Origin of the sequence: Zoogloea sp., from assembly GCF_030157465.1 — a bacterium.
Classification (GTDB): Bacteria; Pseudomonadota; Gammaproteobacteria; order Burkholderiales; family Rhodocyclaceae; genus Zoogloea.
In genome coordinates, this window is record NZ_JAOAUU010000020.1 from 22,993 (window position 1) to 48,001 (window position 25,009).

Consider the following 25,009-nt stretch of genomic DNA (forward strand, 5'->3'; position numbering starts at 1 on the left):
GGTTTTGAAACGACACGGCAGTTTCTGCACGGGCCAGCGTCCAGCGTATTGGCCCGCAGTTGTCCTTGCGAAATTCCCCGGTCGGGCTGGGCTGAAACCACGGCCTTTTTTCTTGGCCATGCCACCGTGGAATCTTTGTGGCGGCTGCAGGTGCGTTCTGTACCTTTGTAGGGGCGACTTCAGTCGCCCTCAGCCGGCAAAATCAGGGTAAATCCCGGGTTCGGCCTCCGCGGGCGACTGGAGTCGCCCCCGCATGGCGCCTGGATCGCACAGGGTGCATCGTCGGGTCGATGCATTTCCACAGACAACGATAACAGAGTGAAGGTAGACGAGATAAGTCACCGGGGAATCCTGAGATAAATCCGGGATGACGCTGGATGAGGCGGGACCAAGTGGGATCGAATCTGAAAGGCTGTTTAGCGGGGTAAAACCGCGCGGCGATGCGATTCGATCCACTTTCAGGGCAGGATTCTCACCAGCTTCGGATGATCAGCTCACCGGGTGACTTCGATGATCTTCCAGGGCCACCAACCGTATAGTTCAGGTCGACGCGGTCCATTGTGAGGCCGTCGAAGGCGCGACGCATCTCGGGAATGTCGTTCACCGAGATCACCATCCGGCCCTTGATCGCGCGGGCCAGTTCGGCCAGCCGGTCATACTCATCAAGGCCGAATCCAACGCCGTAGCCTTCAGTTCCCCAGTACGGCGGGTCGCAGTAGAACAGGGTATGTGGCCGGTCGTAGCGGGCCACGCATTCGGCCCATCCAAGGTGTTCGATAGTGCAGCGGGAAAGACGCAGGTGGGCTGCCGAAAGATCCTCCTCGAGGCGCAGCAGGTTGAGCCTCACACGGGTCGTTGTTCCGGTACCGAATGTCCGGCCGTCGACCTTTCCCCCAAAGCCCAGCTTCTGCAAATAGAAGAACCGCGCGGCACGCTGAATATCCGTCAGCGTTTCGCCCGGTGTGGCGTTCATCCACATCCAGATTTCTCGGCTGACCAGAGCCCAGCGAAACTGCCGCACGAATTCGTCGAGGTGGTGCTGCACGACCCGATAGAGGTTCACCAGGTCGCCGTTTATGTCGTTCAAGACCTCGGCCTTCACCGGCGGCTTGAGAAAGAACAGTGCCGCTGCGCCGCAGAAGGGCTCAACGTAGCACTGGTGCTCCGGGAACAGGGGCAGCAGGTGCTTGGCCAGGCGGCGTTTGCCGCCGATCCACGGAATGATCGGGCGGGCTTGAGTCGGATTTTCAAAGATTGGTGCCATGTGAAGCCTCTTGTGTGTCGGGCGCTCGGGGCGCGCACTTGGGAGGCTCGATGGCCTTCAGCTGGTTCAAGGTGCCACAGCGTGGGCACTTGATGTTGAGGCGGGTGTATTCCCCCTCCCCAAGTTTTCGGTTGCACTTACCGCATCGAATCGTTTCCATTTTTTATGCCTTTGCGATAGCCTCGCACCGCCGTCGCGACGGTGGCGGTGCCCTGGCTGAAAGCAGGCTGTCTCTGCTGGAAGTGGCCGGACGGGTGCGTCAACACCCGGTTCGGTCGCACCGTCTCTCTTTCCATCGCTTGATCAGAGCAGGGAGAGTTGGGCCGCGTTAGCCGGCGGCGGAGTGATCGGGGTGTTGAGGACGCCCTCTATGCGGCGGTACGAGAGGCGGTACTTCAGCGCGAGGTCGAGGACCGTGACGCCGGTGCCGTAGTCGGCGATGATCTGACGGTCGCGGGCGCGGAGGATGGCTTTCTTGCAGCTCGGGACGTACAGGCCGCGGTCGTCGCCGTAGTTCCGGACCAGGATCAACGTTGCCTCGTAGCCGACGATCTCGACCAGCTGGGCGAAGCGTGCGGCGCCGTCGGGGTTGTTGTTCTCCCCGCGGGGCACGGGGAAGCGGATGCCGGGCATGGCCTGGATGAGGGCCACGGTCGCCGGCAGCCCGATCTGGGTGATCAGGTCGCGGGCGGATTGGGGCAGATCATCCAGGCACACGTCCATCATTGACTCCGTGCGGCGTCAGCGGTTTTGAGGGTTTCCCATGCGGCAAGCAGCGCGTCGAAGCCGTCCGGCTTGCGCTTCGGCGCCACGCTCCGGGCGAGGTCGCGCACCGAGGCCCACCGCATGGGCGCCCCAGCTGCGGCGAGGGTCTCCATCCGCGCCTGGATGGCAGCCGGGAGCTTGCGGGCAGCCCAGGCCTTGAGGCCCTCGATCACCGGCATCATGCTCCCTACCCAGCGCAGGTCATCGACCCCAGCGATCCTCAGCACATAGCTGTTGAGCGCGGCTTCAGATGGGTCGCGAACAGCACCGATCTCGACCAGCAGCAGCCACACGGCCCTGGCCTTGCTGCCTTCGTCGGAAGTGTCGAGGGGGCGCCGCTCCGGCTTCGGTTTCGCCGCCGCCGGCTTGCGGGGTTTGAAGCCGAGCCGCTTGAGTTCGTCGATCACGCGGTCGAGCTGCAGGGTCGTGCAGTCCGAGCAGCTCGACTTGCCCTTCACGGCGCGGCCGACGGCCTCACGGTAGGCGTCGTCGGAGAGATCCAGCTCCCGCTTGGCGACCTGGATCATCCGGATCTTGCTGGCGCGGATGCGTTCGAGAGGGACGGAGGGCATGGTCAGGCGTCCTCCCCGTCGTCGTACAGCTTCCGCCCGGTCGCTTCAAGCATGTCGCCTGCCACCTCAAGGACCTCCATGTTCATCTGGTCGACCTCATTCCATTCGACGGCCATCTCGTTGAGCTTGCGGGCCATGGTCTTGAGGCGCCGCCGGTGGCCAGCGGCAATCTGTTTGGGGGTGCGTTCGGGCATGGTCAGCCCCTCCCTTTCACGGTTTCAAACTGGGTAGCGCCGTCGCGGAGCGTGGCCAGGGTGTTGCCCTGTTCATCCACGATCTTGAAGTGGGTGCGGCGGTCGGAGTGGTAGTGCAGCGTGCTGCAGCTGGCGTCCAGGTCGGCACGCAGCTGCGGGCTGTCGTCGAAGCGGCCGAGGACAGCCCAGCTGCCGCTGGCGTTGCTCATGAGGGTGATGCGTGCGAGGCCCATGTCACACCGCCGCCAGGTCGAGGGGGATGGCTTGCCACTGCCCCGACTGACCAACGCGCTTGTAGAAGCGCACGTACACCGCCGTGCCGCTGGCCTGGATGCTGTCGCGAATGGCCTGCATGGCGTTCGTCCATTCGGCGTCGTCGATTTCGAGGCGCAGCAGCTCGAGCACGGCGGCGGTTTTCAGTTGGCCTTTGCTATCGGTACGAAATGCGCGGTCGATGAGGACGCGAATATTTGCGTTGGCGCCCTCGCTCCAGCGGTGGATGCAGCGGTTGATCAGTTCTTTGGCCGCTTCGATCTGCTCCGTGAAGATGATCCGCTCGGCGTAGGCCCGCAGGATCTTGTAGTCGCCGTCGTAGGTGGTGATCTGCACGTTGCCCTTCTCGCCGCCCATCTGTACTTCGTACTGTGCGGCGCTGATGCTCACCAGCTCTGCAATGCTCGCCAGGGCTAGTTTTTTGAGTGCGGCCAGCTGGGCGTGTGCAGCAAGCGCGGATTCGACCAGGCTGCGGGCAACGCCGTCGCGCAGCTTGTCGTGGGCACTGACCTGGGCTTCGGGCACGAGGTGGCCGGCGGCGTTGCGCCAGTAGCCCTCGGGAGTGGCGGTTTGGGAGTTTTCAGCCATGGTGGGCGGTCCTTTCTGTGAGGGGTACAAAGCTGGCCGGCAGGCCGGGCAACGGAGAGGGGTCGAGCCAGGTGAGCTGGCATGCGAGGTAAGGCACGGCGTGGACTTCAGATCCAGCGATCCGGGCGCGGGTGTAGCGGCCCGGAATCGCCCGAACTGTGGGGTGATCGACGACGTGGATCACCGGGCTGTCGGAGAAGCTGCTGATCTCCGCGCTGATGATTTCCACTCCGGCAATGCGCAGGGCTTCGACGGCTTGGCGCAAGTCGCGCAGGTCGCGTTCAAAGCGGGTGTAGGCGTGATCTGGGTGGCGCGTCATACCCGTCTCTCGATCTTTGCTTTCGGCTTGGCCACACGAAACGAGTACGTGCTGATGACGTTCCCGGCCGGATAGCAATAGACGACCGGCCGGCTATTGCGGCGGGTGATGATCACGTCGCATACACGTCGCACCACGATCAAGGCATCAAGGGCGGCAGAGATGTCCTTCCGCCTACCTTTGATCGATGCGATCAGATCCTCGCGAGCGATCGGTCGCTGCTTGGAGTGCGGCACCAGTGCGCTGAGAATCTGCTCATCCAGCGCAGGGTTGGACTCGGGAACCGGCGCAACGCCGGTGGGGGCCGGCGGGATATCCTCAGCCCGGATGCAGACCTCTTCAGGGCGGGCCATGCCGAGGGCGGCTTCCAGCTTTTCAATAATTTTGGTCGGGCTGGCCGGATAGGTTCCGGCGAGCACGGCATATATCGTCTTGAGGCGCACGGTGCCAATCTCATACAGCCAGATTTTCGGCTTGCTGCATGCGGCCAGTTCGGCCTCGATGGCTTCGACGCGGGCAATGTCGGATCGGGAGTAGCACGCAGACCAAAGGCGGGTTTTGTGGGCGCTCATAGCGGCGTTGCTCCCGGCCGATACGCCCAGTGCGTTACCCCGCGGGCGGCGCCGCTATCCACATACCACCAGCCGCCACGCTCATCCATGTGGCCCAGCCAGGGGAGTTGCCCTCCGAGCTTGTCGGCCATCCAGATCAGCACAATTTCATCCACAGGCGGGCGCTCGGTAACAACGGCGATGCGCTCGACGAGCATCAGGCCCGTGGCCGGATCAGGCGTTGAAACGGCCAGGCCGGCCTGGTAGGCAAACAGCAAATCGGCAGCAAAGCGCAGGTCTGCTGAGAGCCGGTTAAGCTCGGCCAACGCGATCGTTTCCGTGGTGACGTCGGCCGTTTCGTTCACCAAGGTCACCTGCTTGTACAGCTCGCCCACCAGGCGTTCGGCTTCGGCACGGTCGGCATCGCGATTGCGGGGCACATGAGTAGGAAGGGGGGCGTTCATGCTTTGTCTCCGGTTTCGGTTTGCGGCTCGGCGATCATCTCGACGGGGCCGGGCTCGATGCACTCAAGGGCCATGCGGCGGGCGGCTTGGATACGCGCCTCGGCATCGGTGCCCACGCGCTCGAGCGTGATCAACACGCCCAGCCCGAAGGCCACTACGAGGGAAAGTGCAAAGCGTTGTTTTGGGGTGGCCATGTCAGTTCCCCTTTTTCTTCGCATCGAGCACGATGCCGCGGTCGATCTGCGGGGCGCCCAGCTCGGCCGCACCGTTGAGCGCCAGCGTGACCAGGTTGCCCACCAGCAGCGGGTAGCACAGCGACACCGTGTTGCCGTCGGCGTCGCTGGCCCGCAGCACATCGCGGATCGCCTGCCAGGCGTCGGGGGCGAACAGCGCGTCGGGCTTCTGGCCGGCGCGGGCCAGGCGGTGCGCGGCGTAGGCCTCCAGATCAGAATCGAGCGGTAGCATGCGCACGATCTCCAGGCGGTTCTTCACCTCCCGTGCCTCCAGCCCCTTGGCGTTCAGCTTGCGCAGCAGTTCGGGCTGGGCCAGCAGGATGATTCCCAGCGCCCGCTTCCAGCCCAGCTTGAATTCGTGGAAGCGCTTCAACTGCTTGATGGCGGCCACTGTCATGTCGTGGGCCTCTTCAAAAACCAGCACGCACTTCTGCCCTTCGGCCACCCGGTTGGCGATCAGCTCATGCGCCTGGCGGGCCAGCAGCTCGGCCGACTGGCGTAGCGTGGCGTGGGGCTCCAGGTCGCGCACGATCGCCTGCAGGATGCCCACCCCGGTCAGCCGGGATTTGTCCGTCACCTTCGGCTGGATCAGGTGCACCGGCTGCTTCTGCTCGCGCACCTGGTCCTGCACCCACTCCCAGATCGTGGATTTGCCCGAGCCCGACTCGCCCACCACGGCGATCATGCGGGCGTTATGGATGCCCTCCACGATCACCGATGCCACGTAGCGCTGTTCGTCGCCCAGATACACGTCGTCGGCGCACTGCGGGTCGGCCCCGAAGGGGTTGAACATCAGCTTGAAATGGCGTTTGGCTTGAGCGGTCAGCATTGCGGGTTCCAGCAAATAGGGGTCGGGTTCGGGGGTTTTGGGGGTGTCAGGGGTTTCGGGGACCGCGGCCAGGGGCCTTCTGCGGCCGCCCCGGCCAATCTCGTCGTCCGGATCGAACGCGGTGGCGATCTCGCCATCCGGCACGCCCTTGGCGCGCAGGACGTCGGCAATCTGCTGCCGGATCGACGCTTCCGGGGTGCGCTTGGGCCACTGCGCCCAGTTGCACAGCAGGTTCATCGCCGTCGTGTCCATCGGATTGCCGATCGCCTGCATCACCGCCGCGCCGAGATCCGTCTGTGTGATGCCATGGCGCTGGAGCACCGACTTGAGCTTGATGGGCATGTGGTACTCCGGTCGTTTAAAGGCGGGCTTCATGGCCGAGCCCTCGGGTTGTTGGGTGTTTCACGGTTAAACTCCTCACGTCGTTGCTGCGACACGGGGCCCGATACATTCGGTGCCCCACTCTCCGGCCTGGTGTGTTGGCGCACACCGGGCCGGAACCTTCTTAAAAACCACTCGCCTTGCGCCCATCGGCGCCCGCCTGCAGGGCCGCAATTTGGGCTTCCAGCCAGGCCGCGGGCACCTCGGCGCCGTGCTCGGCGATCAGCTGCGCATACACATCGGGGCGGGTGTCGCCGGCGGCCTTCAGGCGGCGCACCGCATCGGGCGTGGCCACCGGCGGCAGCTCGCGGGCTGCCGTTTCCATCGGGTGATCGATGCCGCGCTTGGGCAGGTAGGTCGGCACCGTCACCGCGTCGAAATCAGCAAACGGGTTCAGCGTGCCTTCGTAGGCGTTCGCCCGTGCCTTGCGGGCGGTGGCCACTTCCAGGGCGCTGGGCACCCCATAGGCCGCCTGGTTGATCCGGTCGAGTTGCTTTTCGGAGGCGCTCTTGGGCAGCGCCTTGTAGGTGCCAAAGTCCACCCCGTGGTCGAAGTAGCCCCCCGCGTCCTTCTCGGCTGGGGCGATGGTGTAGAGCCGCTCCGTGCCGTCCGCGTCGCACATCACAAGGTCGATGGCCGGCGCGCGGTACATGTTCAACCGCACCGTCACCCGTTCGCGGATCTGCACCCCCGGTACGCCGCCCACGTAATACGTGCGGCTGCCAAAGCCCTTCACTGCAAAACTGATCGTCGATTGGTCGTCCACCAGGCGCGTTTCGTCTTTGCCGGCAACCTGGTCGCGCATCAGTTCGATGCTTGGTGCCAGTCGCAATTGCTCGGCGGTGATGCGTTGCCACATGCCCCAGCGGGTCAGCCCGTGGCGGCTGTGGATCGCCTTGCTGCAATGCGCCGCGCGCACCTGGTCGGCGCGGGCATTGAGGGCGGCAATGTTCTCTGGCAGCCACATGAACAGCCGGCTCTCAAACACCTGCTCCCAGATGTTGTGCATGCCCTCCACGCTGCCCTTGGCCCGGCTTTTCTTAACAGCGTGCTCATGCACCGTAATGCCGAGCTGCTTGAGCAAGCGCCGTGCATGGGCCGCCCGGCCGGCGCTGCCCTTATCCAGCACAAAGTTGAGGGGCACGCCGTGCATCGGCTCGCCGCGGCTTTGCATCGCTTCAATCACAAACTCGATAAAGCCCATCGAATCCTCGTGGCCGGCGAAATAGCGCACGAAGTAAGACCCGGAGTACGGATCAGTCACCATCCAGCGGATGCACAAATCGTTCTGCACACGCTTGAGCGCATCGGGCTTGTTTTTGTACACCTCGGTTTCATCCAGCAGTTCCACGCCCCGGATGCCGCCACCCGGCGCGTAGAACAGCACCGCCACCGAGCTGTCGATCTGCCAAACCTGATTGGGGTGGGCGTACTTGATGTGCACCGCAGCATGGCCGGCCGAGAGTTGATCCGGATGGCAGCTATAGGCGCGCATCGCACGCGTCAGCGTTGTCGCCGATGGTTTGACGATCTCCCCCGTCAGTCCGTCGACCCTTCCAAGGCCCTGCGCATGAAGCAGGTCTGCGGCCGCGCCGAGCTTGAAATTACGTTTGCCGTTGGCCCGGGTGCCGTGGTGGATCAAGCCCGCCGCAGCCAGCGCCACATCCTCGCTCACCGAAATCCGGCCCGCGTCGGCGCGCTGTTTGCGGCCGGCGTCGTACAGGCCCGCCGCCTTCAGGCGGGCGTACAGCGTCGCCTTGCTCTTGCCCAGGCGCGTGGCCGCGTCGAGCATGATCGCCCCGCGCTCCCGGTGGCCCGCGGCCTTCAGCCGGCCGGCCAGCTCGCGCAGCAGCTCCAGTTCCACCACCGTGGCGGCGTCCATGTCAGAACTCCTCTGCCTCGGCCGCGGGGGCTGCGGTCATGTCGGCAAGCCAGGGCGGCATCACCACCTCGGCAAAATCCACCGGCATCCCGTGGGCGTTGGCCAGGTCTGCCAGGCGCTGGTACGTGGCGCGCAGAGTGTCGGCCGCCTCGGTAGCGGCGGTCGCATCGCCCAGGGCCATCACGTCGGCAACCGCCTGGTCAAAGCGGCTCACGTAGACCAGCATCGCCAGGGAGGCATCGCGCAGCGCCCCCAGGGCCCGGTTGCGCTTCTCCAGGGCCACCTTGCGGTTGGCGTCCTGGGTCAGCGTCATCCCGATCAGCTGCTCCTTCAGCCCGTCCCGCTCCTCGCCGAGCACGTGAATCCGGCGCTCCTTCAGCTCTACCTTCTGGCCCAGGTCGGCAATCACCCGGTCCTTCTCGGCGAGCTTCTTGGCGTGGCGCTCGGTCAGCTCGCCGATCAGGTCGGTAACGGTGTCTCGGTCGTTGGTGTCGGCGATGGCAGACTTGACCAGGGCCTGGTCGTCGTTGGGGAGCGCACGCAGGGCTCGGTAATCTTTGGCCCGCAGTCCAAGTCGCTCAGCAGACTCGAAAATGCGGTCGCCGAGCAGTTCATAGTTCTGGGCAATTTCTGCGCATGTCCGATAGCTCTTGCCGATCAGTGCATCGCACGCCTCCTCCAAAGTCTGCAACCGTCGCAGATTTCCGGATGCGTCAGCAAAATCTAAGTCTTTGTATTTCTTGTCATCCCTAAGCTGGATGAATGTCTCCGCAATCATTTTGTCTGCGACGTGTCGCAGAAAAAGCGTCGATTCGAGACGGCCGACCAACTTGCCGACCTCAAGCGACGAACTCTGCAGCCGATCGCGTGCGCCAACTTCGGTCAGGGCCTGGCCCTCCTCGGCGATCAGCCCAGCATCCAGTGCCGGCAGGGTTTCGGGTGCTGCGATAGGGGTAGGTTTGCGTCCCATGGTCAAGGCTCCGAGCTGTAGCGGTTACGGATTTCTTCAAGGCGCTGGGCGGCGCGCATCAAGGCTGTGGCGTGTGCCACCGAGATGCGTACGAGCGCCGGCCCCAGGCGGTAGCGGCCGGTCTCGCCGATCTGCTCCACAAAGCCCACCGCCTTCAGGTTGTGCAGGTCACGGGTGATCGATGCAGGGCTCACCTTCAACCCGGCCGCCAGGTCTTTCGGCGCCAGGCCGTGCATCTCCTGCCCGGCCAGCAGGAGGATCGCGTCGAGAATGCGGCGCTGGCTGCCGTTGTCGTGCATGTGCCGCTCGTCGTGCTTATTGGTCATGGCGCGCACCCCAGGTCCAGCTCGGGCTGCTCGCCCTTGCGCACGTTCTCCCGGTGCCAGGCCAGGGATTCCAGCCCCGCGCCGAGCTTGCCCAGCGTCGTTTCGCGGTCCATCTGGCCGGCCATGTAGTCCAGCAGCGCACCCGTCGCGCCGTGCAGGGTGGCCTGCAGCACATGCACATCCTCTGCAGTGGTTGCCCGCCCGGTTGGAATCGCGATCACGACCGCGGCCTCCGCGGCGGCCAGATAGCGCACCACGTTGATGGAGCCCGTGAGGTGCTGCCAGGCCAGCACGGCCTTGGCCGGCATGGTCTCGGCCTCGATCCACTTGTAGAGCGTGGCCGGTGTCGTACTCATCAGCTCGGCCAGCCGCTCAATGGAGAGGCGCCGGTGTTTGAGCGCGTGGCTCTTGTCCATTTCGAACGCCATGCGCAGGCTGTTCGGGACGGGTTTCGAATGTCGGACGGTCATTGGATTGGACTGAGAGGTCAGATTTCTGGACAAAAACCGGGTTGGAAAGGCTGAAATGGCGTTTCAGGCGGCTAAACTTCGGGGCGTCGAACAACGCAACCGGAGAAACGTCATGGACGATCCTTTCAAGCACCACTGCGTAGAACTCGAAGCCTGTCTCGGCTCCACAGAAGCCGGGCATCTGGCGGCGTTCATGGTGTTGGGCCTCGGCGAGTTGGCTTTGCAGTTGCATGAGCGTGGGCTTATCGATCTGCCACGTTTTGATGAGATGTTGTCGGCTGGGCCGCTGCGGACTGCGCTGAGTCCGACGTGGACTCATGCGTTTGGAGTGCTCTCAGCACATCTCCATCAAGACGAAAGTGACGCAACTGGCTGACCAGCTCGGCCACCGCGCTCTGTACGATCTGTTCCAGCGTGATCTCCTCGCCCGCAGCGGCCTGCCGGTCGGGCGTGGAATACACCGCGAGAGCGATCAGGCGCTTGGTGGCCGCCCCGCCAAACTCCTGCGCGCCAGCTGCGCGCTTGAAGCGGGTCGAGAGCGAGAGCGGGGTTGTGCTGGCGATGTGCTCTGTCGGGCTCTCGTCGTGGGGCGAGACGTGATTGATCTCGGAGCGCACCCGCCAGGCCTTAAAGAGGCGGCGAGGGGTTTCGGACGCGGAGGTTCGGGACGAAACGTCGAGCGGGTCGACTACATGCTGGGCCGGCACAAGGACGTAATCACCGGGCTGAATGCCGGGGCAGGCCGAAACGTCCCAGACGCAGCCGGCAACGTTGATCTGCAGGCGGGCATTGACGATGCGCAGGCCGCCGTCGAACTTATGGGTAGTAGTCATGGCGCGCCCCCTCAGAACTTGAAGCCCACGCCCAGGCGCAGGTTGTTGGCCACCACGCCCACTTCCAGCACCAGGCCGGCATTGAGCGCCGCGTCACGGTAGTCGGACGGAAGCGCGTTGAGGATCAGCGCCCCGGCCAGCGACCCGAGCAGGAACTGCCGATTCACGCGGCCGATGTCGCCACTTTCAGTGGGCTGTCGCAAATTCACGTTAGCCGGGCCGGCGTAGCTCGCCGCGTAAGCGCGATCCGGCTGGCCGGGAATACGGCTGACGGGGGCCGAGGTGTCGGCGGCGTCGCGGGCCCGGCTGTGTTCTTGGGCCCAGTTAATGGCTACGAGGGTCGCCAGGGCAAAGCCCTTGCCCTGTTGGGCGGGTGTCCAGTCGTCGCCGGCATGGGCTTGGGGAGCGGTAAAGATGGCGGCGGCGCAGAGCGCGGCAGCCAGCGGTTTGAAGTGTTTGAACATGGCGTCAGGCTCCGAGGGCAAAGCAGCGGAAAGCGTCGATGCCACAGGTGTTCCAGATCCGCAGCGCCGCCTCAAGAAAGGCGAGCTTGAGGTTGTCCGGTTCGACGCCGGTTTGTTGACGAAGGGTTTGCATGGCGGGCCTCACGGCGTGGGTTGAGAAACAGGCGCGGGCTTGAGGCCCAGCACGATCGCGGCGCGGTGGGTGTCGCCCCGAAAGCCCTTGGCGCGGCCGCGCAGCAGGTCGACAAAGGCGTAGCGCTGGATCTGGTTGTGGCGTGCCAGCTCCGACACACACAGGCCGTGCAGGCGGATGTAATCGAGGGCCGTCTCGGGCGTCTGGGGATACGGGATGACCGGCTTCGGGTCCGGCGCCTTATGCGTGGTAGATTGTGGTTTTTTCATGGTGCGAGGCGTTACAAGTCATGAATCAGAAGGCGACCGAAACATTCATCGTGGAAGCAGTAGACGGGGTCATGTCGCTGCTTCAGGTGCTGGTTGTTGCACTGTCGAAGGAGGGCAAGCTGGACACGGCGGAATACGCCCGCCTGCTGCTGGACTTTCGGCAGAAGCTGGTTCAGCCGGACTCGTATCAAGACGCGCTGTTTCAGCGAATGCTGGAGATGCTGGTTGATGGCGATCCGCAGGTGCTGATGCGGCGGTGGGAGATGCATGTGGTGCCCACTGGGCAAGAGCCTCCCCACGCTGACGAATGAGGGATTTGGCGTCGTCCGCAGTGCGGACGCCTGTCAGCACGTAGTTGCCGTCAATGCCGAGTTCCGGCCGCATCTGCACAGCAACAAGCAGGTCTTTTGTGGGGAAGGCGTTGCGCGACTTGCGTGCTGAATAGGCGGAGAACTTCATGCCGAGAAAGGTGGCCACCTCTCGGTCCTTGCTCACCCGCAGCTCATATTTCAGGCGGTTCTCGATGTCCACAAAGTTACGCGGCGCTTCATCTTGCGTCGCTGCCGAAAGGAGATCGCGCATGCGCTGGATCAATTGTTCTTCCGTGGCGGGCACGGCTAGGACTTTGGTTGCGGCCTCGTTGATGCGTTCGGCCTGCGCCTGGCCGGCAAAGGCCGCCACTTGCAGTGCTACCGGGTGGTTGGTCAGGCAGAAGGCGCGATAGGCATCCTGCCGTATGACGCCTGCAGCTAGCAGCGCCGCGGCGGCGTCGAGTACGCCGGCCTCGCTGTCGCCGATGCCGCCCAGCGCCCCGAAAAGAATGGTGGCCGGCGAGGCGGGCCATTCGTCGCTGAAGGCGGCTGAAACGAGCACGGCCCAGGCGTCGTTCTCGGTGAAGTTGAAGGTGCTCGGCATGGCTGGCTCCTTGCGGGCTGGTGTGTGGTGTTGTGAAGCGTTGTGCGGGTGTATGTGGCTATTTTGGGTAAAAAATTACACATAGTCAACGCTACTAGGGGAATTTTTTTATGCACTCTCACGTGCGACTGAAAGAAGAACGGGAGCGTCTGGGATTCAGCCAAGTTGAGTTCGCGGATAGAGCCGGGACGACACGAAAAACGCTTTTCAACTGGGAGAGCGGCACCGGGGGACCGACCGCCGAGGTACTGGCTACATGGGCAGATCTAGGGGTTGATGTTCAGTACATCGTCACCGGCCAGCGCCAAGGCCAAGGAATCGGTGAATCCGCCGTGCACCAGGCGGTGATAGATGCGGTGGATCTGCTCTCACTAGGCAAAAAGGTGGATGCCGCGCAACTGGCGAAGGCCGTGGTCAAGCTGTGCGCGAGACACTCCGCGGCGGGTCTATCGGGCTCTGTTATGAGTCAGCAAACCGTTCATGGCGGCACGGCGCAGCAGTTCAATGCACCCGTAGAGGCCGTGACGGGCATGGTCATCAACAAGGGCAAAGGTAAGGCATGAAGGTCGAGCAACATTTCCATGCTCCGGTGACCCATGTGACTGGGATCCAAGCAGAGATGAATGATGTGTGTGCGCTCACCCATGAGGAATGGTTGAGGGAGCACCAGCAGGATCAGGAATTCATCAAGGCCACTCGCATTGCAGCAACCCGCCCGGAGCGCATCCTGCTGGAGCGGCTGATCTGCCTTGGGGTGCGACCTGAGCACGTCCGTGAGCTGTGGAGCATGCGTTTGCTGCTGCGACAGGATGAAGGTGGTCTTGTCATCAAGCGCCCGCGTTGGCTTGTGTGGGCGGGCAGTGCAGCATTCATGACTATGGCAGCGGCTTCGCTACCTCTCGCTGCGCACGCTGTTCTGTTATCGAACCGCTCACCGCTATGGTTTGTGGCTTTTGTTTTGTTCGCGGTTTGTATCGCTTGGGCCGTCTGGTGTGGCTTAAGCTTTATTCGCCCATGGCGTTTGGCGAAGCGGATGAAGCCACTTGTTGATCAGGTAAACCGCGGAGTAGGTTTGGGGAAACCAGCATGAATACCTTGCTCAAATGTGTGCTTTTCGGACTTGTATTAAGTGTCACTGGCTGTGCGACCCAAAATCGCCAACAACTGACAAAGGACGAGTGGAAAACAGTCACACGACATACCTTCCCCGGTGTCACCAAGGATCAAGCCACCATCGCTGCCGAGCGTGTGCTTCAGCTCGCAGACGGCGACGACTTTGCAATCGTCCGCGATCAGGATGGATTGACGGCGGCACGTAACTGGTCAATCTATTTCGTGCTCGGTTTTGTGATGGGCACCGACTACTGGAACGTGAGAGTCAAGCAGGATGATCTGGGGGCGCATGTCAGCTTTGCTGTCGGCTCGCAAGCACAACCGAGCCAAATAAGGGCTCCTGCCCGTCACCCTTTAGATGAGCGTCCGACCGTCATGGGAACGATGCCTGAAGGCACCGCCATCTACGACCTCTTCTGGTCCCGCATGGCTTACCTGCTCGGCCAGCGCGATACATGGATGAGCTGCGCCGAATCCGACGAGCGGGTGAAGGCTGGCAAGGCGTGGGGCATGAATGAGGCGCTTTGCAACAGCTTCAACGTGAAGGACGAGACGCCGGAAGGGCCGATGGTCTCGGTGCAGGATGCGACCAGGACGAGTGCCAGATGATCTTGACGTGGCTGGCGTTGGTGTTTGTGGTGTCGGCGTTGGTCATTGCGCTTTGGATTGCCATGGGGCGCCAGGCACCTCCATCACTTGACGGAAATTCTAGCCCCACCGCATCAGATGCACGGACAGATGGTCCGAGCGGGGAGCAGGTGCTTTATTCGACACCGATTGCACCTGGTCTGAAGATGGAGCTGTTCGCCAGGCCCCGGTCAGGCTCAAGGGCTGAAGATGAGCTGCTGTCCAACTTTCACCGCTTGGAGCGCATTGACCGCTACACGGCCGCCGACTACCTGGATGCAGAGCTTGGGCGTTCCCGCTGGTCGGTGCTGGATGAGTTTGATCGGGAGCGGTTCACGCGTCTCGCAACGCCATCGGAGGTGCTCAACCACGAGCACAAACTCGATAGCCTCAGGGCCATGTGTCGGGCGGAAAACCTAAAGGTTGGCGGCAAAAAGGCGGAGGTCATCGCCCGGCTCCTGGCTGCCAATCCCTTGCGAGTGCCCCTTGAACAGTGCAGCGCATACCGCACCCTCACAGATGCAGGGATAGCGAGGGTGGAAAGCTACTACCGCAAAGAGGAGCGCAGCTGGAATGCCGTGGCAGCCGCCATCATTGCCGCCCTTGATCGGGATGACATTTCTGCCGTTGTCGAAATCGCTCAGCACTACAGCGAATCCTTGACCCGTCCCGTCATGGCAGTTCAAGGTGATATGGCGCGGAGCTATGTTGCGGGTATGTGGACAACTCCAGCTGAAAGCCGCGCGACTCGCATATACGCGGTGCTGATGGGCACCATTGGTACATCCTTTCCTGGCAAGTGGTGGTTGGATAGGCAGTCGCCACAGCCCGAAGGGACGGCTGCCGACACGGAAGAAAAAGAGCGAATGAGTAAAGCGGCGTCCATCATCGTGCGAGACGGCACGCACATGGAAATCTTTGGGGTGCGCATACCTCGCGATGCAGACCAGCAGCGCGCCTTGGGCAGGCAGCTCGCGGATGATGATCTGCGCAAATTGAAAGTGATCACGACCGAGGCCGAGATCTCAGCCGGTCGAGATGGCTGCCCCTCCTGCAAAGCCTTGGAAGGCGTGTGGAACATTGATCGCGCATTTGAGGAGATGCCTCTTCCCAACGAAAATTGCGAGCGCTATCAGCGCGGCTTTAATATGCATTGCTGCGCCTCGTGGGTTCTACCGCGTAGCTACATTGACCAGTTGATATCGCCAGAGGCAGACACCGAGCCTCCGAAGCCCTTCGCCTCCTAGTCCCCTCCGCGCGCGCGCAACACTGCGCGCATGCAATCCCCGCTTACCACTTCCCCCCGCGGCCTTGAGCTGATCCGCTCGTTCGAGCGGTTCGAGCCCCAGGCCTACCTGTGCCCGGCCGGTGAATTGACGATTGGTTACGGCCACGTCATTCGCAAGTCCGAACCGCACTTGCGCACCGCGACGCTGACCCGCGCCGAGGCGGAGGCGCTGCTGCGGGGCGACTGCCGGACCATCGAGATCTACCTCTCCGCGGTGCTGCCCGACTGGGTGCGCATCCACCACTTCGACGCGCTGGTTTCGTTCTGCTTCAACTGCGGCATCAAGGCCTTCGACGGCTCGACCCTGCGGGTCAAGCTCAGGGCCGGTGATCGCCTTGCCGCGCAGGCCAGTTTCAGCAAGTGGGTGTTCGCCAAGGGCAAGCGCTTGCGCGGGCTGGGGGTGCGTCGGGCGTGCGAGGCGATGATGTTTGCGGGGTGTTCCGACAATGCCATCGAAACCGAGCGCCGCCGGCTCGAATCCCTGAAAGGTCCGCTATGAGCATCCGCTTTTCCGTCGTGGCCAGCTCGGCCGAGGCCCAGGACGAGGACGTCCTGATCGACGCCCACCACATTTCCACCGACCGGGAATGGTTCGAGCACCCGATCCGCACCCACCGGTTGCGCATCGGTCATAGCCTGCACCTCCTGGCCCACGTGGCCCTCGGCTTCAAGCTGCACCGGGGCGCACGGGACGAGCTGTGCATCAACGTGAGCCACGACGACCCCGGCGCCTCCCACGCCCTGCAGCTGGTGAGCGTGATCACCGCGGCCCCGGCCGGCGACGAGCTGCCCGGCGCCATCACGCTGGACGAAGCCGGCGACGCGGTGGAGTGCGACGCGGTAACAGTGCGGCCGGGCGGCAGCGCCCCCATCACCCTACTGCGGGCCAATGTGCTGGTGATTCGCGAGGTGCCGGTGGAGGTGCGCCATGGCTGAGCCGCAGACCCTGCCCGAGCCCAAGCCGGCTCGCCAGTCCAAGGTGCTGCTGTTCAACGGCGCGGCCGCGGCTGTGTCGGCGCTGCTCACCGTGGCCGACAGCTTCGAGCCCTTCCTGCCGCCCGACTTCTACAAGGCCGCGCTGGCCGTGGTGGTGGTCGTCAATGCGGTGCTGCGGATCTACACCACGCAGCCGGTGTGCATGCGGGGGGGCGAGTGATGTTTCGCTACTACTTCTGCGCGGCGCTGGCTCCCACCTCGGCTTTCACCTGGTACTGCGGCGCCGTGGCCGCCCATCTCGACCGCTGGCGCAGCAGCTTGACCCCGTTCTCCCGCCTGCGCTGGCGCACGCCGGCGCTACGCGACAGCGTGCAGCGCCTCGCCCTCAACCCCACCGCATCGGCTCGCCTGTGCGGCCCGATGCTGCAGCGCGCCCGCGCCTGACCCTGCCATGACCGACTTTTCCGACCGCGCCAGCGAGCGCGAAGCCGAGTTCATCGACGACGCGCTGCTCGAGCAGCGCCTTCACGACCCCTCCGCCGGCAAAACGGTGGCCGACAGCGCAACCCACTGCGCCGGCTGCGCCCAGCCCATCAGCGAGGCCCGCCGCCAGGCCGTGCCGGGCGTGATTCTGTGTTTTGACTGTCAAGATGAAGCGGCTTGGCTCGAAGCCGCAGCGCGGCGAAATGGCAGGCCGGTATGAGCATGGATCTGGAGCTGCTGAAGTTCGTCCTATCAGTGATCAACCTTGTTGCCGTGGTGTGGCTGGCCCTGTCGGGTCGCAACCGTGTGACCAAGGACGCCCTGGACGCAAAGCTGTCTGGCTTCGGCGACCGGCTGACAGCCATCGAGCGCGACCAGCGCCATGCACCGACCCACGACGATTTGAAGCGCATCCACTCGCGCCTCGACGAAGCCCTGACCGGCTTGAGCTCGGTGAACGGCAAGCTCGAAGGCACCAACAAAACGCTGGATTTGATCCACGAACACCTTTTGAACAGGGACTGACCATGAGCTACACGGACCTGCTGCGCGAGGATGCACGGCTTGTTCTTCTTCGCACGCTTTCCGAACTGCCGGCCCGGCGCGGGAACTCGTCGGTGCTGCTTTCCATCATGGATAGCCAGTATGGCCATGCCGTGTCGCGCGACTACGTGAAAACCGAGCTGCGCTGGCTGGAAGAGCAAGGCCTGGTGAAGATCGAGGTGGCGGGTTCGGTGCTGGTGGCCACCCTCACCGAGCGTGGCGAGGATGTGGCCGGCGGCCGCGCCCGCGTGGATGGCGTGAAGCGGCCTGGAGCCTGACATGGGCCGCAAAAGCTCAATTGACCAGCGCTCGGAAGACTTCCGCAAGCATGTGTTTCAGCGCCTGCGCGAAAACCGTCTGACACTCGACGCGTTGCGGGCCGAGCTCGAGGATGAGTTCCCCGACGAACCGACGCCCAGCCGGTCGGCCCTTGGCCGATTTGCTCAGTCCGTGGATGACATCGTCGCCCATGAACGCGAGATGGCGGTGTGCGCCGAGGCGCTGGTTTCTGAATTGGGCGAGGACTTCGACGCCAAGAGCGGTGCGCTGCTGGCCCAGGCCGTGACCACCCTGACCAGCAAGTACGCGATGCGCCAGATCCGCGACAACACGGAGATGGAAATTGGCGACGTGCTCGATCTCGCCCGCGCGGCCAAAGCGGCTCAGGAGGCGCGCTCGCTCAACCTGAAAGAGCGCCGCGAGGTGGAACGCCTGGCACGCGAAAGGCTGCTGGCCGAGCAGAAGGAAAAGCTCGCCGACATGGAGAAAAAGGGCGGCCGCCGGTTCGACGCCGAAACCCTGCGCATCGTGCGCGAAGAGATCTACGGCATCGTATGAGCACGCCTGCCGTTCCCCTTTATGGCTATCAGCGCAGATGGCTGGCCGACAAGAGCCGCTTCAAGATCGGCATGTTTGCCCGCCAGACGGGCAAGACCTTCACCACCACGCTGGAGGTGGTCGACGATTGCTTCGAGGCCGAAGCGATGGGCGGTCGGACACGCTGGGTGATCCTCTCCCGCGGCGAACGCCAAGCGAAAGAGGCGATCGAGGAAGGCGTGAAGAAGCACTGCAAGGCCTACAGCCTGGGCATCCAGATCGTCGAGGGCGAGTTCAAGGGCGAATCCGGCGAGCGTTACACCATGCTCGACGTGACCCTTCCGGGTGGATCAAAGATCACGGCGCTGCCGGCCAACCCGGATACGGCGCGCGGCTTCTCGGCCAACGTGTTCCTGGACGAGTTCGCCTTTCATGCCGACAGCCGCAAGATCTGGACGGCCCTGTTCCCGGTCATCTCCAACGGCTGGAAGCTGCGCGTCACCAGCACGCCGAACGGCAAGGGCAACAAGTTCTACGAGCTGATGACCGACAAGGCGCTGGCCGGTGTGTGGTCGCGGCACCTGGTGGATATCTACAAGGCCGTGGCGGATGGCCTGCCGCGCAACGTCGATGAGATGCGCCTGGCGCTGAACGATGAAGATGCCTGGAAGCAGGAATTCGAGCTGGGCTGGCTCGACGAGGCTTCGGCCTGGATCTCGTTCGAGCTGATCGACGGTGTCGAGCACGACCACGCCGGCCAGCCGGACGGCTACACCGGCGGGCCGTGCTTTGTAGGTGTGGACATTGCCGCCCGCAATGACTTGTTCGTGATCTGGGTTGTCGAGATGGTGGGCGACGTGGCCTGGACGCGGGAGATCATCACCCGCAAGCGCATCAAGTTTGCCGAGCAGGATGCACTGCTGGATGACGTGTTTCTGCGCTACCGGGTGCTGCGCTGCTGCATGGACCAGACCGGCATGGGCGAAAAGCCCGTGGAGGACGCCAAGCGCCGTCACGGGGAGATGCGTGTCGAGGGTGTGTTGTTCTCCGGGCCCAGCAAGCTGACCCTGGCTACACGGGGCAAAGAGGCTTTCGAGGATCGCAAGATCCGGATACCGCTGGGCGACCGTGAGCTGCGCGCCGATCTCCACAAGCTTCAAAAAATCACCAGCCCCACCGGCGCCCCGCGATTTGTCGCGGACTCCGACGAGGCCGGGCACGCGGACAGAGCCTGGGCGTGCTTTCTCGCGCTGAATGCAGCGAGCGGCGAAGTGCAACCCGCTGCCGGCGCCACCGTCGAGGCCGCCAAATCCACTTACGACCCCCAATCCCTCACCGACCGGCAGCAGCGCGGCGTTTTGCTCAGCCGCCCCTACAGGCCGTTTTTCCGGCGGGGATAGGTCCGAGCGGTGCGGCACCGCTTGCCACCCGGTTTATAAACCCCTGTAAATCGCTTGCCGGGGATTTCTGGAGCCATGATGAAACTACCCGACTGGATTTCCCGGTGGATACCCGGCACTGAGCCGGCCCCCCGGGCCGAGACGATGCGCGAAGCGGCCGGCAGCTATGCGGACGCCGACGAAGACCAGTGGCGCAAGCTCACCGGCGATGCCGACCGCGACCTCTCGCCGATGACCCAGGACCGCATGCAGAAAATGGCGGCCTACCTGTGGGAATCCAACCTGATGGCCAACCGCCTGGTGGAGCTGATGGTGGCCTATCTGCTGGCCGAGGGCGTCAAGCTCACCTGCAAGGATGATCTCGGCCAGAAGACGCTGAACCGCTTCTGGCGCGACCCGATCAACAACATGCCGCTCAAGCTGGCCGAGAAAGTGCGCGAGCTGGCCCTGTTTGGTGAGCAGTGCTACCCGGTGTTCCTCAACGAGGTGTCGGGCGCCGTGCGCCTGGGCTACCTGGACCCGTCGCTGATCGGCACCGTGGTGATGGACCCGGACAACGCCAGCCAGCCCATCGGCGTGGTCACCAAGAAAGACCGCAAGGGCAACGCCAAGCGCTACCAGGTGATCATCAACGGGCCGGAAGAGGTGTTCACCGCCCGCACCCGCGAGATCCGCGCCGGCTTTACCGATGGGCCGTGCTTCTACATCCGGGTGAACAACATGGCTGCCGGCGGCCGCGGCCGCTCCGATCTGCTCGCCCAGGCCGACTGGCTGGACGCTTACGACAGCTTCCTGTTCGGCGAGCTGGACCGGGCCAAGTTCATGCGGGCCTTCTTCTGGGACGTGACGCTCACAGGGGCGACCGAAGACCAGGTGAAGAAGAAGGCCTCCGAGATCTCGGCGCCGTCGCCCGGCGCGGTACGCGTGCATAACGACAGCGAGGAGTGGAAGGCCGAGACGCCGGACTTGAAAGCGGCCGACAGCAGCGAGCATGCCCGCCTGTTCCGCAACCACGTGCTGGGCGGCGCCACGATTCCGGAACACTGGTTCGGTGGCGGCGGCGATGTGAATCGCTCCACCGCCGGCGAGATGGGCGAGCCGACCTTCAAGGTATTCAGCATGCGGCAGGGCCTGTGGAAGATCGTGCTTGAGGACATGGGCCGCTACGTGCTGCGCCAGGACGCGCTCGCCACTGGCGGCCGCGAGCCGGATTTCGAGGACGAGGCCTACGAGGTGGAGGCCGTGTTCCCGGAACTCACCAGCCGCGACACCACCAAGTGGGCAGCCGCCCTGCAACAGGTGGCCACGGCCATGCTGGTAATGGTGAATGCCCAGCTCATCACCCGCGCCACCGCCGTGAAGATGCTGGCCACCGTGGCCGGCCGCCTCGGGGTGGAGATCGACGCCGAGGCCGAAATCGCCGCGGCCGAAGCCGAGGCGAAGACCAAGGCCGCCAACGATGCCTTCAGTGGTCTCGATACCGCTGCGCCGCCGGCGGCCGCATGAGCACCCTTGCCCAGGCCGTCGAAGCCGAGCTAAAGGCCGTGCTCGAAGAGCGCGACCGCTACCTGGCCACCAGCGGCGACACCATCGCCAAGCTGCTCAAGACGGCGGAGGGCAGGCTGCTCGCCTTGCTGGCCGACCAGCCGAGCGACGCGGCCCAGTGGAGCCTCTCGCAGGTGCAGGCCCAGGTACGCCATGCGCTGGCCGAGTTTGGCGACCAGGCCGCGGCCGAGGTGGCCAGCCAGGCCGGCCAGGCATGGGAGATCGGGCAGGCGGCGATCGACGCCCCGTTGGCGGCCGGCCGCATCGCGGTGGTTGGCGCTGCGCCTGTGCTCGACACGCGCCTGTTGTCAGCGATGCGGGCCTTCATGACCGACCGCATCAAGGACGTGGGTACGGAGGCCATCAGCAAGATCAACACCCAGCTGGGCCTCACGGTGCTGGGCGCCCAGTCGCCGGCCGAGACGGTGACGGCGATCAAGGAGGTGCTGGGCGAGACCTCCCGCCGGCGGGCACTGACCATTGTGCGTACCGAGAACTCGCGGGTGTATTCGACAGCCGCCTTTGAAAGGTTGTTGCAGCAGGCGCAAATGGTTGAGGGCCTGCAGAAGCAGTGGCGGGCCAGCGGCAAGCCACACCCGCGTATCAATCACCTGGCAGCCGACGGCCAGGTGCAGGACGTGACCAAGCCCTTCAAACTCGGCGGCGCCGAGCTGATGTACCCCCACGATCCGAAGGCGCCGGCTTCCGAAACCATTCTGTGCGGCTGTACGATGGTGCCCTGGCACGCCGACTGGGCCGGCGCCATGCAGAACCCCACCCGCAAGTACGCCCAGGACGAAGTCGGCAAGCCCGTGCGCGAGCTGCTCGCCCGCTGATCCTTCCTTTTTTCCCTCCCGCAGTCTCCCGGCCTTCCGAAGCCTTTCGTCTCCCGGTCGTCGCGCGCGCGCCGGCAGGATGGCACACGCAATCACGTTGCCATTCACCAGGAGACTTCCATGGCCGAACCCGATGCCGTCGCCGCGGCAAAACTCTTCACGGACGCGGGCATCACCGTGCGCGTCCCCAAGCTCGACAAGGACGGCAAGCCCGTCCGTGATCCCGAGACCAAGCGCTTTGTGCTGGTCGACGAGGAGCTGAGCGCAGATCACATCGTCGGCGTGCGTGACCTGGGCAACAAGCTGTCGATCACCGTTGCCGACGGCCAGAAGTACCAGGCCTCCAAGTCCGCCAGGGCAGGCAAGTAGCCATGCCCAAGCCGATTCCCGCAACGGGCATCATCGGCGTGGTGGCCCTGCGTGAGGCCGCGACGACCGAATACGGGCAGATCGCCGACCTGGTGCGCGCGGGGCTGGATGCCGTTCTCAACGCCAACCCGGACCCGACCACCGGGCGCCGCTATTTCGATATCGAGGCGCTCTTTCCGGATCGCGTCGTTGTCGAGCTTGACGGCCGCTACTGGGCCTATCCCTACACCCTCGCCGACGACAACCAGGTGCAGCTCGGCGCGCGGGTTGAGGTGATCGAAACCTACGCGCCGGTGACCACCCCGCTGCGCGAGGCCCGCGACACGCCGGAAGGCCACTTCCTTGAAGCCCGCGCAAGCGACAGCACGGGCCTGGTGTGGGATGCCGTGCTGGTCCGGTCTGGCGCATCGACCAACGGCCGCTTCTACCCCGACGCCGTGCTGCGCGAATCCGCAGCCCTGTTCGACGGCCGCCCGATCTTCGTCAAGGGCGACATCCAGCACCTCAAGGGCGAAGGCAAGGACGTGCGCAACATCATCGGCTACGTCTCCGCCACCCACTTCGTCGAAGGTGCGGCACCCGATACCGGCTACCTGGCCGCCACCGTCACCTTCCTGGGTTCGGCATCGACGCTGCCCGAGACTATTCGTGAAGCCTGGGACCGGGGCAAGAAAGACCTGGTAGGCCTCTCCATCGACGCCACCGGCACCGCCCGCGATCTGCGCGTGGCCAACAAGACACTCAAAGTGGCCGCATCCATCAATCGTGTGGATTCGGTCGATCTGATCGTGGACCCGGGCGCCGGCGGCGGTCTGGTCCGGATGCGTGAAGCCGCCGACCCCAATTACCAACAGGAGGACTCCGATATGGGTCTGAAGGAACGCATGCTGGAGGCCATTCGGGTGAAGTCCCCCGAAAAAGCCGCCGCCATCGATCTGGCCACCGTCACCGACGATGCGCTGGAAACCGCTTACCGGGAAGCTGTAGCCCCTGCTGCAGCGCCCGTCACCACCGGCCTGGTCACGCTGGAAGACCTGCGCATGGTCGAGGCCCGCGCCAGCGCCCGCGCCACGATCGCCACCTGCACCTTGCCCCAGCCGGCCAAGGACAAGCTGCAGGCCGACTTCGCCGCCCGTGAACGCTTTACCGAGGCCGACGTGAGTGGCGCTATCAATGCCGAGCGGGCCTATGTGGCGCGCTTTGTCGAATCCGGCCAGGTGCGCATGCCGGGCTTGAACATCGAGATCACCGAGCCGCGCCACGTGGTGGTGGGCCAGATGCTCGATGCCTTCTTCGACGCTGGCCACAAAGACCACGTCCATGTGCAGAGCTTCAAGGAAGCCTACGGCCAGATCACCGGTGACTGGAAGGCGACCGGCCGGGTGGAAAACTGCGACCCGGTGCGCATGCGTGAAGCCCTGGGCGAAGCCTCGTTCCGCGAGGCGCTGGATTCGACCAGCTTTGGCAGTGTGCTGGGCAACGCCATCACCCGCCGGATGATTGCCGACTACCGGGACATGGGGCAGTACGACGTGTGGCGCAACCTGGCCGATACGGTGCCCCTGAACGACTTCCGGACCAACGAGCGCACCCGCTACGGCGGCTACGGCGATCTGCCGGTGGTGCCCGAGGGCGACCCCTACCAGGCCATGACCAGCCCGACCGACGAGAAGGCGACCTACGCGCCGGCCAAGCGCGGCGGCACGGAAGAAATCACCATCGAGATGATCCGCAACGACGATGTGGGCGCCATCCGCCGCATCCCGACCAAGCTCAGCCGGGCAGCCAAGCGCACCCTGGCCAAGTTCGTGCTGGACTTCATCCGCGCCAACCCGACGATCTACGACGGTCTGCCCCTGTTCCATGCCACCCACGGCAACCTGGGCGCGGCGGCGCTGGACTCGGCGGGCGTCTCCGCCGGCCGCCTGGCCATGCTCAAGCAGACCGAGCTGAACAGTCTTGACCGCATCGGCATCGGCCCGGCCCAGATCTGGGTGCCCGCCGACCTGCAGGAAACCGCCACCAACCTGTTTGCCCGCAGCACCAACAACGACAAGACCTTCGTGCAGAACCTCAACCTGCAGGTGAACCCGGTCTGGTACTGGACCGACACCAACGACTGGGCCATGTCGGCCGACAAGGCGGACATCCCCACCGTCGAGATCGGCTTCCTGGACGGCAACCAGGAACCCGAGATCTTCATCCAGGACAACCCCACGGTGGGCTCGCTGTTCACCCACGACAAGGTGACCTACAAGATCCGCCACGTGTATGGCGGCAACGTGGTCGAGTTCCGGGGTCTGTGGAAGTCGGTGCTGTAAGACATCTCACGGCCCTTCGGGGCCTACCAACTGCAAG

The 25,009-nt window shown here is 64.2% G+C and carries 39 protein-coding genes; 17 read left to right on the plus strand and 22 right to left on the minus strand.

Translation table 11 applies throughout. The features are described 5' to 3' along the window. Positions 1-472 precede the first annotated feature (472 nt). The 22 genes from Q1W26_RS02680 to Q1W26_RS02780 form a co-directional block, all read right to left on the minus strand. The gene (locus Q1W26_RS02680; RefSeq protein WP_300435511.1) at positions 473-1,264 is read right to left on the minus strand and encodes a DNA adenine methylase; all 792 of its coding nucleotides are present in this window, start codon (positions 1,262-1,264) and stop codon (positions 473-475) included. Next, positions 1,248-1,424, minus strand: coding sequence for a Com family DNA-binding transcriptional regulator (locus Q1W26_RS21470; protein WP_366143628.1), 177 nt, complete (start codon positions 1,422-1,424; stop codon positions 1,248-1,250). Before Q1W26_RS21470 ends, Q1W26_RS02680 begins: the two co-directional genes overlap by 17 nt. Positions 1,425-1,567: 143 nt before the next feature. Then, entirely contained in the window at positions 1,568-1,990 is a 423-nt protein-coding gene (locus Q1W26_RS02685) for a Mor transcription activator family protein (RefSeq protein WP_300435513.1), read from the minus strand. Then, positions 1,987-2,601, minus strand: a complete 615-nt coding sequence (locus Q1W26_RS02690; protein ID WP_300435516.1) for a regulatory protein GemA — start codon at positions 2,599-2,601, stop codon at positions 1,987-1,989. The genes Q1W26_RS02685 and Q1W26_RS02690 overlap by 4 nt, the downstream gene beginning before the upstream one ends. 2 nt (positions 2,602-2,603) lie before the next feature. Continuing rightward, positions 2,604-2,795, minus strand: coding sequence for a hypothetical protein (locus tag Q1W26_RS02695; protein ID WP_300435518.1), 192 nt, complete (start codon positions 2,793-2,795; stop codon positions 2,604-2,606). 2 nt (positions 2,796-2,797) lie between these two features. Further along, complete coding sequence (locus Q1W26_RS02700) at positions 2,798-3,028, minus strand: hypothetical protein (RefSeq protein ID WP_300435521.1); 231 nt, start codon at positions 3,026-3,028, stop codon at positions 2,798-2,800. Between the two features lies 1 nt (position 3,029). Beyond that, a complete protein-coding gene (locus Q1W26_RS02705) occupies positions 3,030-3,656 on the minus strand; it encodes a DUF3164 family protein (RefSeq protein WP_300435523.1) in 627 nt (208 codons plus the stop codon). After that, positions 3,649-3,975 carry a hypothetical protein gene (locus Q1W26_RS02710; RefSeq protein ID WP_300435525.1) on the minus strand — a complete coding sequence of 109 codons (327 nt, stop codon included), beginning with the start codon at positions 3,973-3,975 and terminating at the stop codon, positions 3,649-3,651. Before Q1W26_RS02710 ends, Q1W26_RS02705 begins: the two co-directional genes overlap by 8 nt. Then, positions 3,972-4,547, minus strand: a complete 576-nt coding sequence (locus Q1W26_RS02715) for a hypothetical protein (protein ID WP_300435527.1) — start codon at positions 4,545-4,547, stop codon at positions 3,972-3,974. Before Q1W26_RS02715 ends, Q1W26_RS02710 begins: the two co-directional genes overlap by 4 nt. Further along, positions 4,544-4,990 (minus strand): hypothetical protein, encoded by a 447-nt coding sequence (locus Q1W26_RS02720; protein WP_300435530.1) that lies wholly within the window; start codon positions 4,988-4,990, stop codon positions 4,544-4,546. Before Q1W26_RS02720 ends, Q1W26_RS02715 begins: the two co-directional genes overlap by 4 nt. Next, a complete protein-coding gene (locus tag Q1W26_RS02725) occupies positions 4,987-5,184 on the minus strand; it encodes a hypothetical protein (RefSeq protein ID WP_300435533.1) in 198 nt (65 codons plus the stop codon). The genes Q1W26_RS02720 and Q1W26_RS02725 overlap by 4 nt, the downstream gene beginning before the upstream one ends. Position 5,185: 1 nt before the next feature. Further along, the gene (locus Q1W26_RS02730; RefSeq protein WP_300435536.1) at positions 5,186-6,394 is read right to left on the minus strand and encodes an AAA family ATPase; all 1,209 of its coding nucleotides are present in this window, start codon (positions 6,392-6,394) and stop codon (positions 5,186-5,188) included. Between the two features lie 163 nt (positions 6,395-6,557). Continuing rightward, positions 6,558-8,315, minus strand: coding sequence for a hypothetical protein (locus Q1W26_RS02735; RefSeq protein ID WP_300435539.1), 1,758 nt, complete (start codon positions 8,313-8,315; stop codon positions 6,558-6,560). 1 nt (position 8,316) lies between these two features. Continuing rightward, a complete protein-coding gene (locus Q1W26_RS02740) occupies positions 8,317-9,285 on the minus strand; it encodes a hypothetical protein (RefSeq protein ID WP_300435541.1) in 969 nt (322 codons plus the stop codon). Positions 9,286-9,287: 2 nt separating this feature from the next. Continuing rightward, on the minus strand, positions 9,288-9,611 hold the full coding sequence (locus tag Q1W26_RS02745; RefSeq protein WP_300435544.1) for a hypothetical protein: 324 nt from the start codon (positions 9,609-9,611) through the stop codon (positions 9,288-9,290). Continuing rightward, the gene (locus Q1W26_RS02750) at positions 9,608-10,027 is read right to left on the minus strand and encodes a hypothetical protein (RefSeq protein WP_300435547.1); all 420 of its coding nucleotides are present in this window, start codon (positions 10,025-10,027) and stop codon (positions 9,608-9,610) included. The genes Q1W26_RS02745 and Q1W26_RS02750 overlap by 4 nt, the downstream gene beginning before the upstream one ends. Next, entirely contained in the window at positions 9,984-10,313 is a 330-nt protein-coding gene (locus Q1W26_RS02755; protein ID WP_300435549.1) for a hypothetical protein, read from the minus strand. Before Q1W26_RS02755 ends, Q1W26_RS02750 begins: the two co-directional genes overlap by 44 nt. Positions 10,314-10,323: 10 nt before the next feature. Further along, complete coding sequence (locus tag Q1W26_RS02760; RefSeq protein ID WP_300435552.1) at positions 10,324-10,914, minus strand: hypothetical protein; 591 nt, start codon at positions 10,912-10,914, stop codon at positions 10,324-10,326. A gap of 11 nt (positions 10,915-10,925) precedes the next feature. Next, positions 10,926-11,378, minus strand: a complete 453-nt coding sequence (locus Q1W26_RS02765; RefSeq protein WP_300435555.1) for a hypothetical protein — start codon at positions 11,376-11,378, stop codon at positions 10,926-10,928. A gap of 4 nt (positions 11,379-11,382) precedes the next feature. Further along, the gene (locus Q1W26_RS02770) at positions 11,383-11,511 is read right to left on the minus strand and encodes a hypothetical protein (protein ID WP_300435558.1); all 129 of its coding nucleotides are present in this window, start codon (positions 11,509-11,511) and stop codon (positions 11,383-11,385) included. 8 nt (positions 11,512-11,519) lie between these two features. Next, on the minus strand, positions 11,520-11,780 hold the full coding sequence (locus tag Q1W26_RS02775) for a hypothetical protein (RefSeq protein ID WP_300435561.1): 261 nt from the start codon (positions 11,778-11,780) through the stop codon (positions 11,520-11,522). 69 nt (positions 11,781-11,849) lie between these two features. Further along, a complete protein-coding gene (locus Q1W26_RS02780; RefSeq protein ID WP_300435564.1) occupies positions 11,850-12,695 on the minus strand; it encodes a hypothetical protein in 846 nt (281 codons plus the stop codon). A 122-nt stretch (positions 12,696-12,817) separates the two neighbouring features. On the opposite strand from Q1W26_RS02780, the gene Q1W26_RS02785 reads away from it, so the two are divergent. The 17 genes from Q1W26_RS02785 to Q1W26_RS02865 all read left to right on the plus strand — a co-directional run bounded on the left by Q1W26_RS02785 (position 12,818) and on the right by Q1W26_RS02865 (position 24,972). Then, entirely contained in the window at positions 12,818-13,258 is a 441-nt protein-coding gene (locus Q1W26_RS02785; protein WP_300435566.1) for a helix-turn-helix transcriptional regulator, read from the plus strand. Further along, positions 13,255-13,785, plus strand: a complete 531-nt coding sequence (locus tag Q1W26_RS02790; RefSeq protein ID WP_300435568.1) for a hypothetical protein — start codon at positions 13,255-13,257, stop codon at positions 13,783-13,785. Before Q1W26_RS02785 ends, Q1W26_RS02790 begins: the two co-directional genes overlap by 4 nt. Next, on the plus strand, positions 13,782-14,417 hold the full coding sequence (locus Q1W26_RS02795) for a hypothetical protein (RefSeq protein ID WP_300435571.1): 636 nt from the start codon (positions 13,782-13,784) through the stop codon (positions 14,415-14,417). Before Q1W26_RS02790 ends, Q1W26_RS02795 begins: the two co-directional genes overlap by 4 nt. Then, positions 14,414-15,682, plus strand: a complete 1,269-nt coding sequence (locus tag Q1W26_RS02800) for an SAP domain-containing protein (protein WP_300435574.1) — start codon at positions 14,414-14,416, stop codon at positions 15,680-15,682. Before Q1W26_RS02795 ends, Q1W26_RS02800 begins: the two co-directional genes overlap by 4 nt. A 30-nt stretch (positions 15,683-15,712) precedes the next feature. Continuing rightward, positions 15,713-16,222, plus strand: a complete 510-nt coding sequence (locus Q1W26_RS02805; protein ID WP_300435576.1) for a lysozyme — start codon at positions 15,713-15,715, stop codon at positions 16,220-16,222. Continuing rightward, the gene (locus Q1W26_RS02810; protein WP_300435577.1) at positions 16,219-16,659 is read left to right on the plus strand and encodes a hypothetical protein; all 441 of its coding nucleotides are present in this window, start codon (positions 16,219-16,221) and stop codon (positions 16,657-16,659) included. The genes Q1W26_RS02805 and Q1W26_RS02810 overlap by 4 nt, the downstream gene beginning before the upstream one ends. After that, positions 16,652-16,879, plus strand: a complete 228-nt coding sequence (locus Q1W26_RS02815; RefSeq protein ID WP_300435579.1) for a hypothetical protein — start codon at positions 16,652-16,654, stop codon at positions 16,877-16,879. The genes Q1W26_RS02810 and Q1W26_RS02815 overlap by 8 nt, the downstream gene beginning before the upstream one ends. Then, the gene (locus tag Q1W26_RS02820) at positions 16,879-17,103 is read left to right on the plus strand and encodes a hypothetical protein (protein ID WP_300435581.1); all 225 of its coding nucleotides are present in this window, start codon (positions 16,879-16,881) and stop codon (positions 17,101-17,103) included. Before Q1W26_RS02815 ends, Q1W26_RS02820 begins: the two co-directional genes overlap by 1 nt. A 7-nt stretch (positions 17,104-17,110) precedes the next feature. After that, positions 17,111-17,362 (plus strand): TraR/DksA C4-type zinc finger protein, encoded by a 252-nt coding sequence (locus Q1W26_RS02825; protein ID WP_300435584.1) that lies wholly within the window; start codon positions 17,111-17,113, stop codon positions 17,360-17,362. A gap of 2 nt (positions 17,363-17,364) precedes the next feature. Then, positions 17,365-17,667, plus strand: coding sequence for a hypothetical protein (locus Q1W26_RS02830; protein WP_300435586.1), 303 nt, complete (start codon positions 17,365-17,367; stop codon positions 17,665-17,667). Positions 17,668-17,669: 2 nt separating this feature from the next. Next, a complete protein-coding gene (locus tag Q1W26_RS02835) occupies positions 17,670-17,963 on the plus strand; it encodes an ArsR family transcriptional regulator (protein ID WP_300435589.1) in 294 nt (97 codons plus the stop codon). A 1-nt stretch (position 17,964) separates the two neighbouring features. Further along, positions 17,965-18,522, plus strand: coding sequence for a phage protein Gp27 family protein (locus Q1W26_RS02840; RefSeq protein ID WP_300435592.1), 558 nt, complete (start codon positions 17,965-17,967; stop codon positions 18,520-18,522). Next, positions 18,519-19,901 (plus strand): terminase family protein, encoded by a 1,383-nt coding sequence (locus tag Q1W26_RS02845; protein WP_300435596.1) that lies wholly within the window; start codon positions 18,519-18,521, stop codon positions 19,899-19,901. Before Q1W26_RS02840 ends, Q1W26_RS02845 begins: the two co-directional genes overlap by 4 nt. Before the next feature lie 75 nt (positions 19,902-19,976). Beyond that, the gene (locus tag Q1W26_RS02850) at positions 19,977-21,407 is read left to right on the plus strand and encodes a hypothetical protein (protein ID WP_300435598.1); all 1,431 of its coding nucleotides are present in this window, start codon (positions 19,977-19,979) and stop codon (positions 21,405-21,407) included. Next, the gene (locus Q1W26_RS02855; RefSeq protein ID WP_300435601.1) at positions 21,404-22,282 is read left to right on the plus strand and encodes a phage minor head protein; all 879 of its coding nucleotides are present in this window, start codon (positions 21,404-21,406) and stop codon (positions 22,280-22,282) included. The genes Q1W26_RS02850 and Q1W26_RS02855 overlap by 4 nt, the downstream gene beginning before the upstream one ends. A 120-nt stretch (positions 22,283-22,402) precedes the next feature. Then, a complete protein-coding gene (locus Q1W26_RS02860; protein WP_300435603.1) occupies positions 22,403-22,651 on the plus strand; it encodes a hypothetical protein in 249 nt (82 codons plus the stop codon). 2 nt (positions 22,652-22,653) lie between these two features. Beyond that, complete coding sequence (locus tag Q1W26_RS02865; RefSeq protein WP_300435606.1) at positions 22,654-24,972, plus strand: hypothetical protein; 2,319 nt, start codon at positions 22,654-22,656, stop codon at positions 24,970-24,972. The last annotated feature ends 37 nt before the right edge of the window (positions 24,973-25,009 follow it).

Bases quoted from the DNA above. Each gene is read 5' to 3' on its own strand.
- Q1W26_RS02775 (WP_300435561.1), bottom strand. From the start codon at position 11,780: ATGAAAAAACCACAATCTACCACGCATAAGGCGCCGGACCCGAAGCCG.
- Q1W26_RS02740 (WP_300435541.1), bottom strand. From the start codon at position 9,285: ATGGGACGCAAACCTACCCCTATCGCAGCACCCGAAACCCTGCCGGCA.
- Q1W26_RS02710 (WP_300435525.1), bottom strand. From the start codon at position 3,975: ATGACGCGCCACCCAGATCACGCCTACACCCGCTTTGAACGCGACCTG.
- Q1W26_RS02810 (WP_300435577.1), top strand. From the start codon at position 16,219: ATGAGCATCCGCTTTTCCGTCGTGGCCAGCTCGGCCGAGGCCCAGGAC.
- Q1W26_RS02855 (WP_300435601.1), top strand. From the start codon at position 21,404: ATGAGCACCCTTGCCCAGGCCGTCGAAGCCGAGCTAAAGGCCGTGCTC.
- Q1W26_RS02735 (WP_300435539.1), bottom strand. From the start codon at position 8,315: ATGGACGCCGCCACGGTGGTGGAACTGGAGCTGCTGCGCGAGCTGGCC.
- Q1W26_RS02790 (WP_300435568.1), top strand. From the start codon at position 13,255: ATGAAGGTCGAGCAACATTTCCATGCTCCGGTGACCCATGTGACTGGG.
- Q1W26_RS02690 (WP_300435516.1), bottom strand. From the start codon at position 2,601: ATGCCCTCCGTCCCTCTCGAACGCATCCGCGCCAGCAAGATCCGGATG.
- Q1W26_RS02840 (WP_300435592.1), top strand. From the start codon at position 17,965: ATGGGCCGCAAAAGCTCAATTGACCAGCGCTCGGAAGACTTCCGCAAG.
- Q1W26_RS02700 (WP_300435521.1), bottom strand. From the start codon at position 3,028: ATGGGCCTCGCACGCATCACCCTCATGAGCAACGCCAGCGGCAGCTGG.
- Q1W26_RS02695 (WP_300435518.1), bottom strand. From the start codon at position 2,795: ATGCCCGAACGCACCCCCAAACAGATTGCCGCTGGCCACCGGCGGCGC.
- Q1W26_RS02825 (WP_300435584.1), top strand. From the start codon at position 17,111: ATGACCGACTTTTCCGACCGCGCCAGCGAGCGCGAAGCCGAGTTCATC.
- Q1W26_RS02715 (WP_300435527.1), bottom strand. From the start codon at position 4,547: ATGAGCGCCCACAAAACCCGCCTTTGGTCTGCGTGCTACTCCCGATCC.
- Q1W26_RS02770 (WP_300435558.1), bottom strand. From the start codon at position 11,511: ATGCAAACCCTTCGTCAACAAACCGGCGTCGAACCGGACAACCTCAAG.
- Q1W26_RS02805 (WP_300435576.1), top strand. From the start codon at position 15,713: ATGCAATCCCCGCTTACCACTTCCCCCCGCGGCCTTGAGCTGATCCGC.
- Q1W26_RS02845 (WP_300435596.1), top strand. From the start codon at position 18,519: ATGAGCACGCCTGCCGTTCCCCTTTATGGCTATCAGCGCAGATGGCTG.
- Q1W26_RS02795 (WP_300435571.1), top strand. From the start codon at position 13,782: ATGAATACCTTGCTCAAATGTGTGCTTTTCGGACTTGTATTAAGTGTC.
- Q1W26_RS02820 (WP_300435581.1), top strand. From the start codon at position 16,879: ATGTTTCGCTACTACTTCTGCGCGGCGCTGGCTCCCACCTCGGCTTTC.
- Q1W26_RS02765 (WP_300435555.1), bottom strand. From the start codon at position 11,378: ATGTTCAAACACTTCAAACCGCTGGCTGCCGCGCTCTGCGCCGCCGCC.
- Q1W26_RS02830 (WP_300435586.1), top strand. From the start codon at position 17,365: ATGGATCTGGAGCTGCTGAAGTTCGTCCTATCAGTGATCAACCTTGTT.
- Q1W26_RS02685 (WP_300435513.1), bottom strand. From the start codon at position 1,990: ATGATGGACGTGTGCCTGGATGATCTGCCCCAATCCGCCCGCGACCTG.
- Q1W26_RS21470 (WP_366143628.1), bottom strand. From the start codon at position 1,424: ATGGAAACGATTCGATGCGGTAAGTGCAACCGAAAACTTGGGGAGGGG.
- Q1W26_RS02865 (WP_300435606.1), top strand. From the start codon at position 22,654: ATGCCCAAGCCGATTCCCGCAACGGGCATCATCGGCGTGGTGGCCCTG.
- Q1W26_RS02835 (WP_300435589.1), top strand. From the start codon at position 17,670: ATGAGCTACACGGACCTGCTGCGCGAGGATGCACGGCTTGTTCTTCTT.
- Q1W26_RS02780 (WP_300435564.1), bottom strand. From the start codon at position 12,695: ATGCCGAGCACCTTCAACTTCACCGAGAACGACGCCTGGGCCGTGCTC.
- Q1W26_RS02760 (WP_300435552.1), bottom strand. From the start codon at position 10,914: ATGACTACTACCCATAAGTTCGACGGCGGCCTGCGCATCGTCAATGCC.
- Q1W26_RS02755 (WP_300435549.1), bottom strand. From the start codon at position 10,313: ATGCAACTGCAAAGCCAACTCGCCGAGGCCCAACACCATGAACGCCGC.
- Q1W26_RS02730 (WP_300435536.1), bottom strand. From the start codon at position 6,394: ATGCCCATCAAGCTCAAGTCGGTGCTCCAGCGCCATGGCATCACACAG.
- Q1W26_RS02860 (WP_300435603.1), top strand. From the start codon at position 22,403: ATGGCCGAACCCGATGCCGTCGCCGCGGCAAAACTCTTCACGGACGCG.
- Q1W26_RS02815 (WP_300435579.1), top strand. From the start codon at position 16,652: ATGGCTGAGCCGCAGACCCTGCCCGAGCCCAAGCCGGCTCGCCAGTCC.
- Q1W26_RS02680 (WP_300435511.1), bottom strand. From the start codon at position 1,264: ATGGCACCAATCTTTGAAAATCCGACTCAAGCCCGCCCGATCATTCCG.
- Q1W26_RS02725 (WP_300435533.1), bottom strand. From the start codon at position 5,184: ATGGCCACCCCAAAACAACGCTTTGCACTTTCCCTCGTAGTGGCCTTC.
- Q1W26_RS02800 (WP_300435574.1), top strand. From the start codon at position 14,414: ATGATCTTGACGTGGCTGGCGTTGGTGTTTGTGGTGTCGGCGTTGGTC.
- Q1W26_RS02705 (WP_300435523.1), bottom strand. From the start codon at position 3,656: ATGGCTGAAAACTCCCAAACCGCCACTCCCGAGGGCTACTGGCGCAAC.
- Q1W26_RS02750 (WP_300435547.1), bottom strand. From the start codon at position 10,027: ATGGACAAGAGCCACGCGCTCAAACACCGGCGCCTCTCCATTGAGCGG.
- Q1W26_RS02720 (WP_300435530.1), bottom strand. From the start codon at position 4,990: ATGAACGCCCCCCTTCCTACTCATGTGCCCCGCAATCGCGATGCCGAC.
- Q1W26_RS02745 (WP_300435544.1), bottom strand. From the start codon at position 9,611: ATGACCAATAAGCACGACGAGCGGCACATGCACGACAACGGCAGCCAG.
- Q1W26_RS02850 (WP_300435598.1), top strand. From the start codon at position 19,977: ATGATGAAACTACCCGACTGGATTTCCCGGTGGATACCCGGCACTGAG.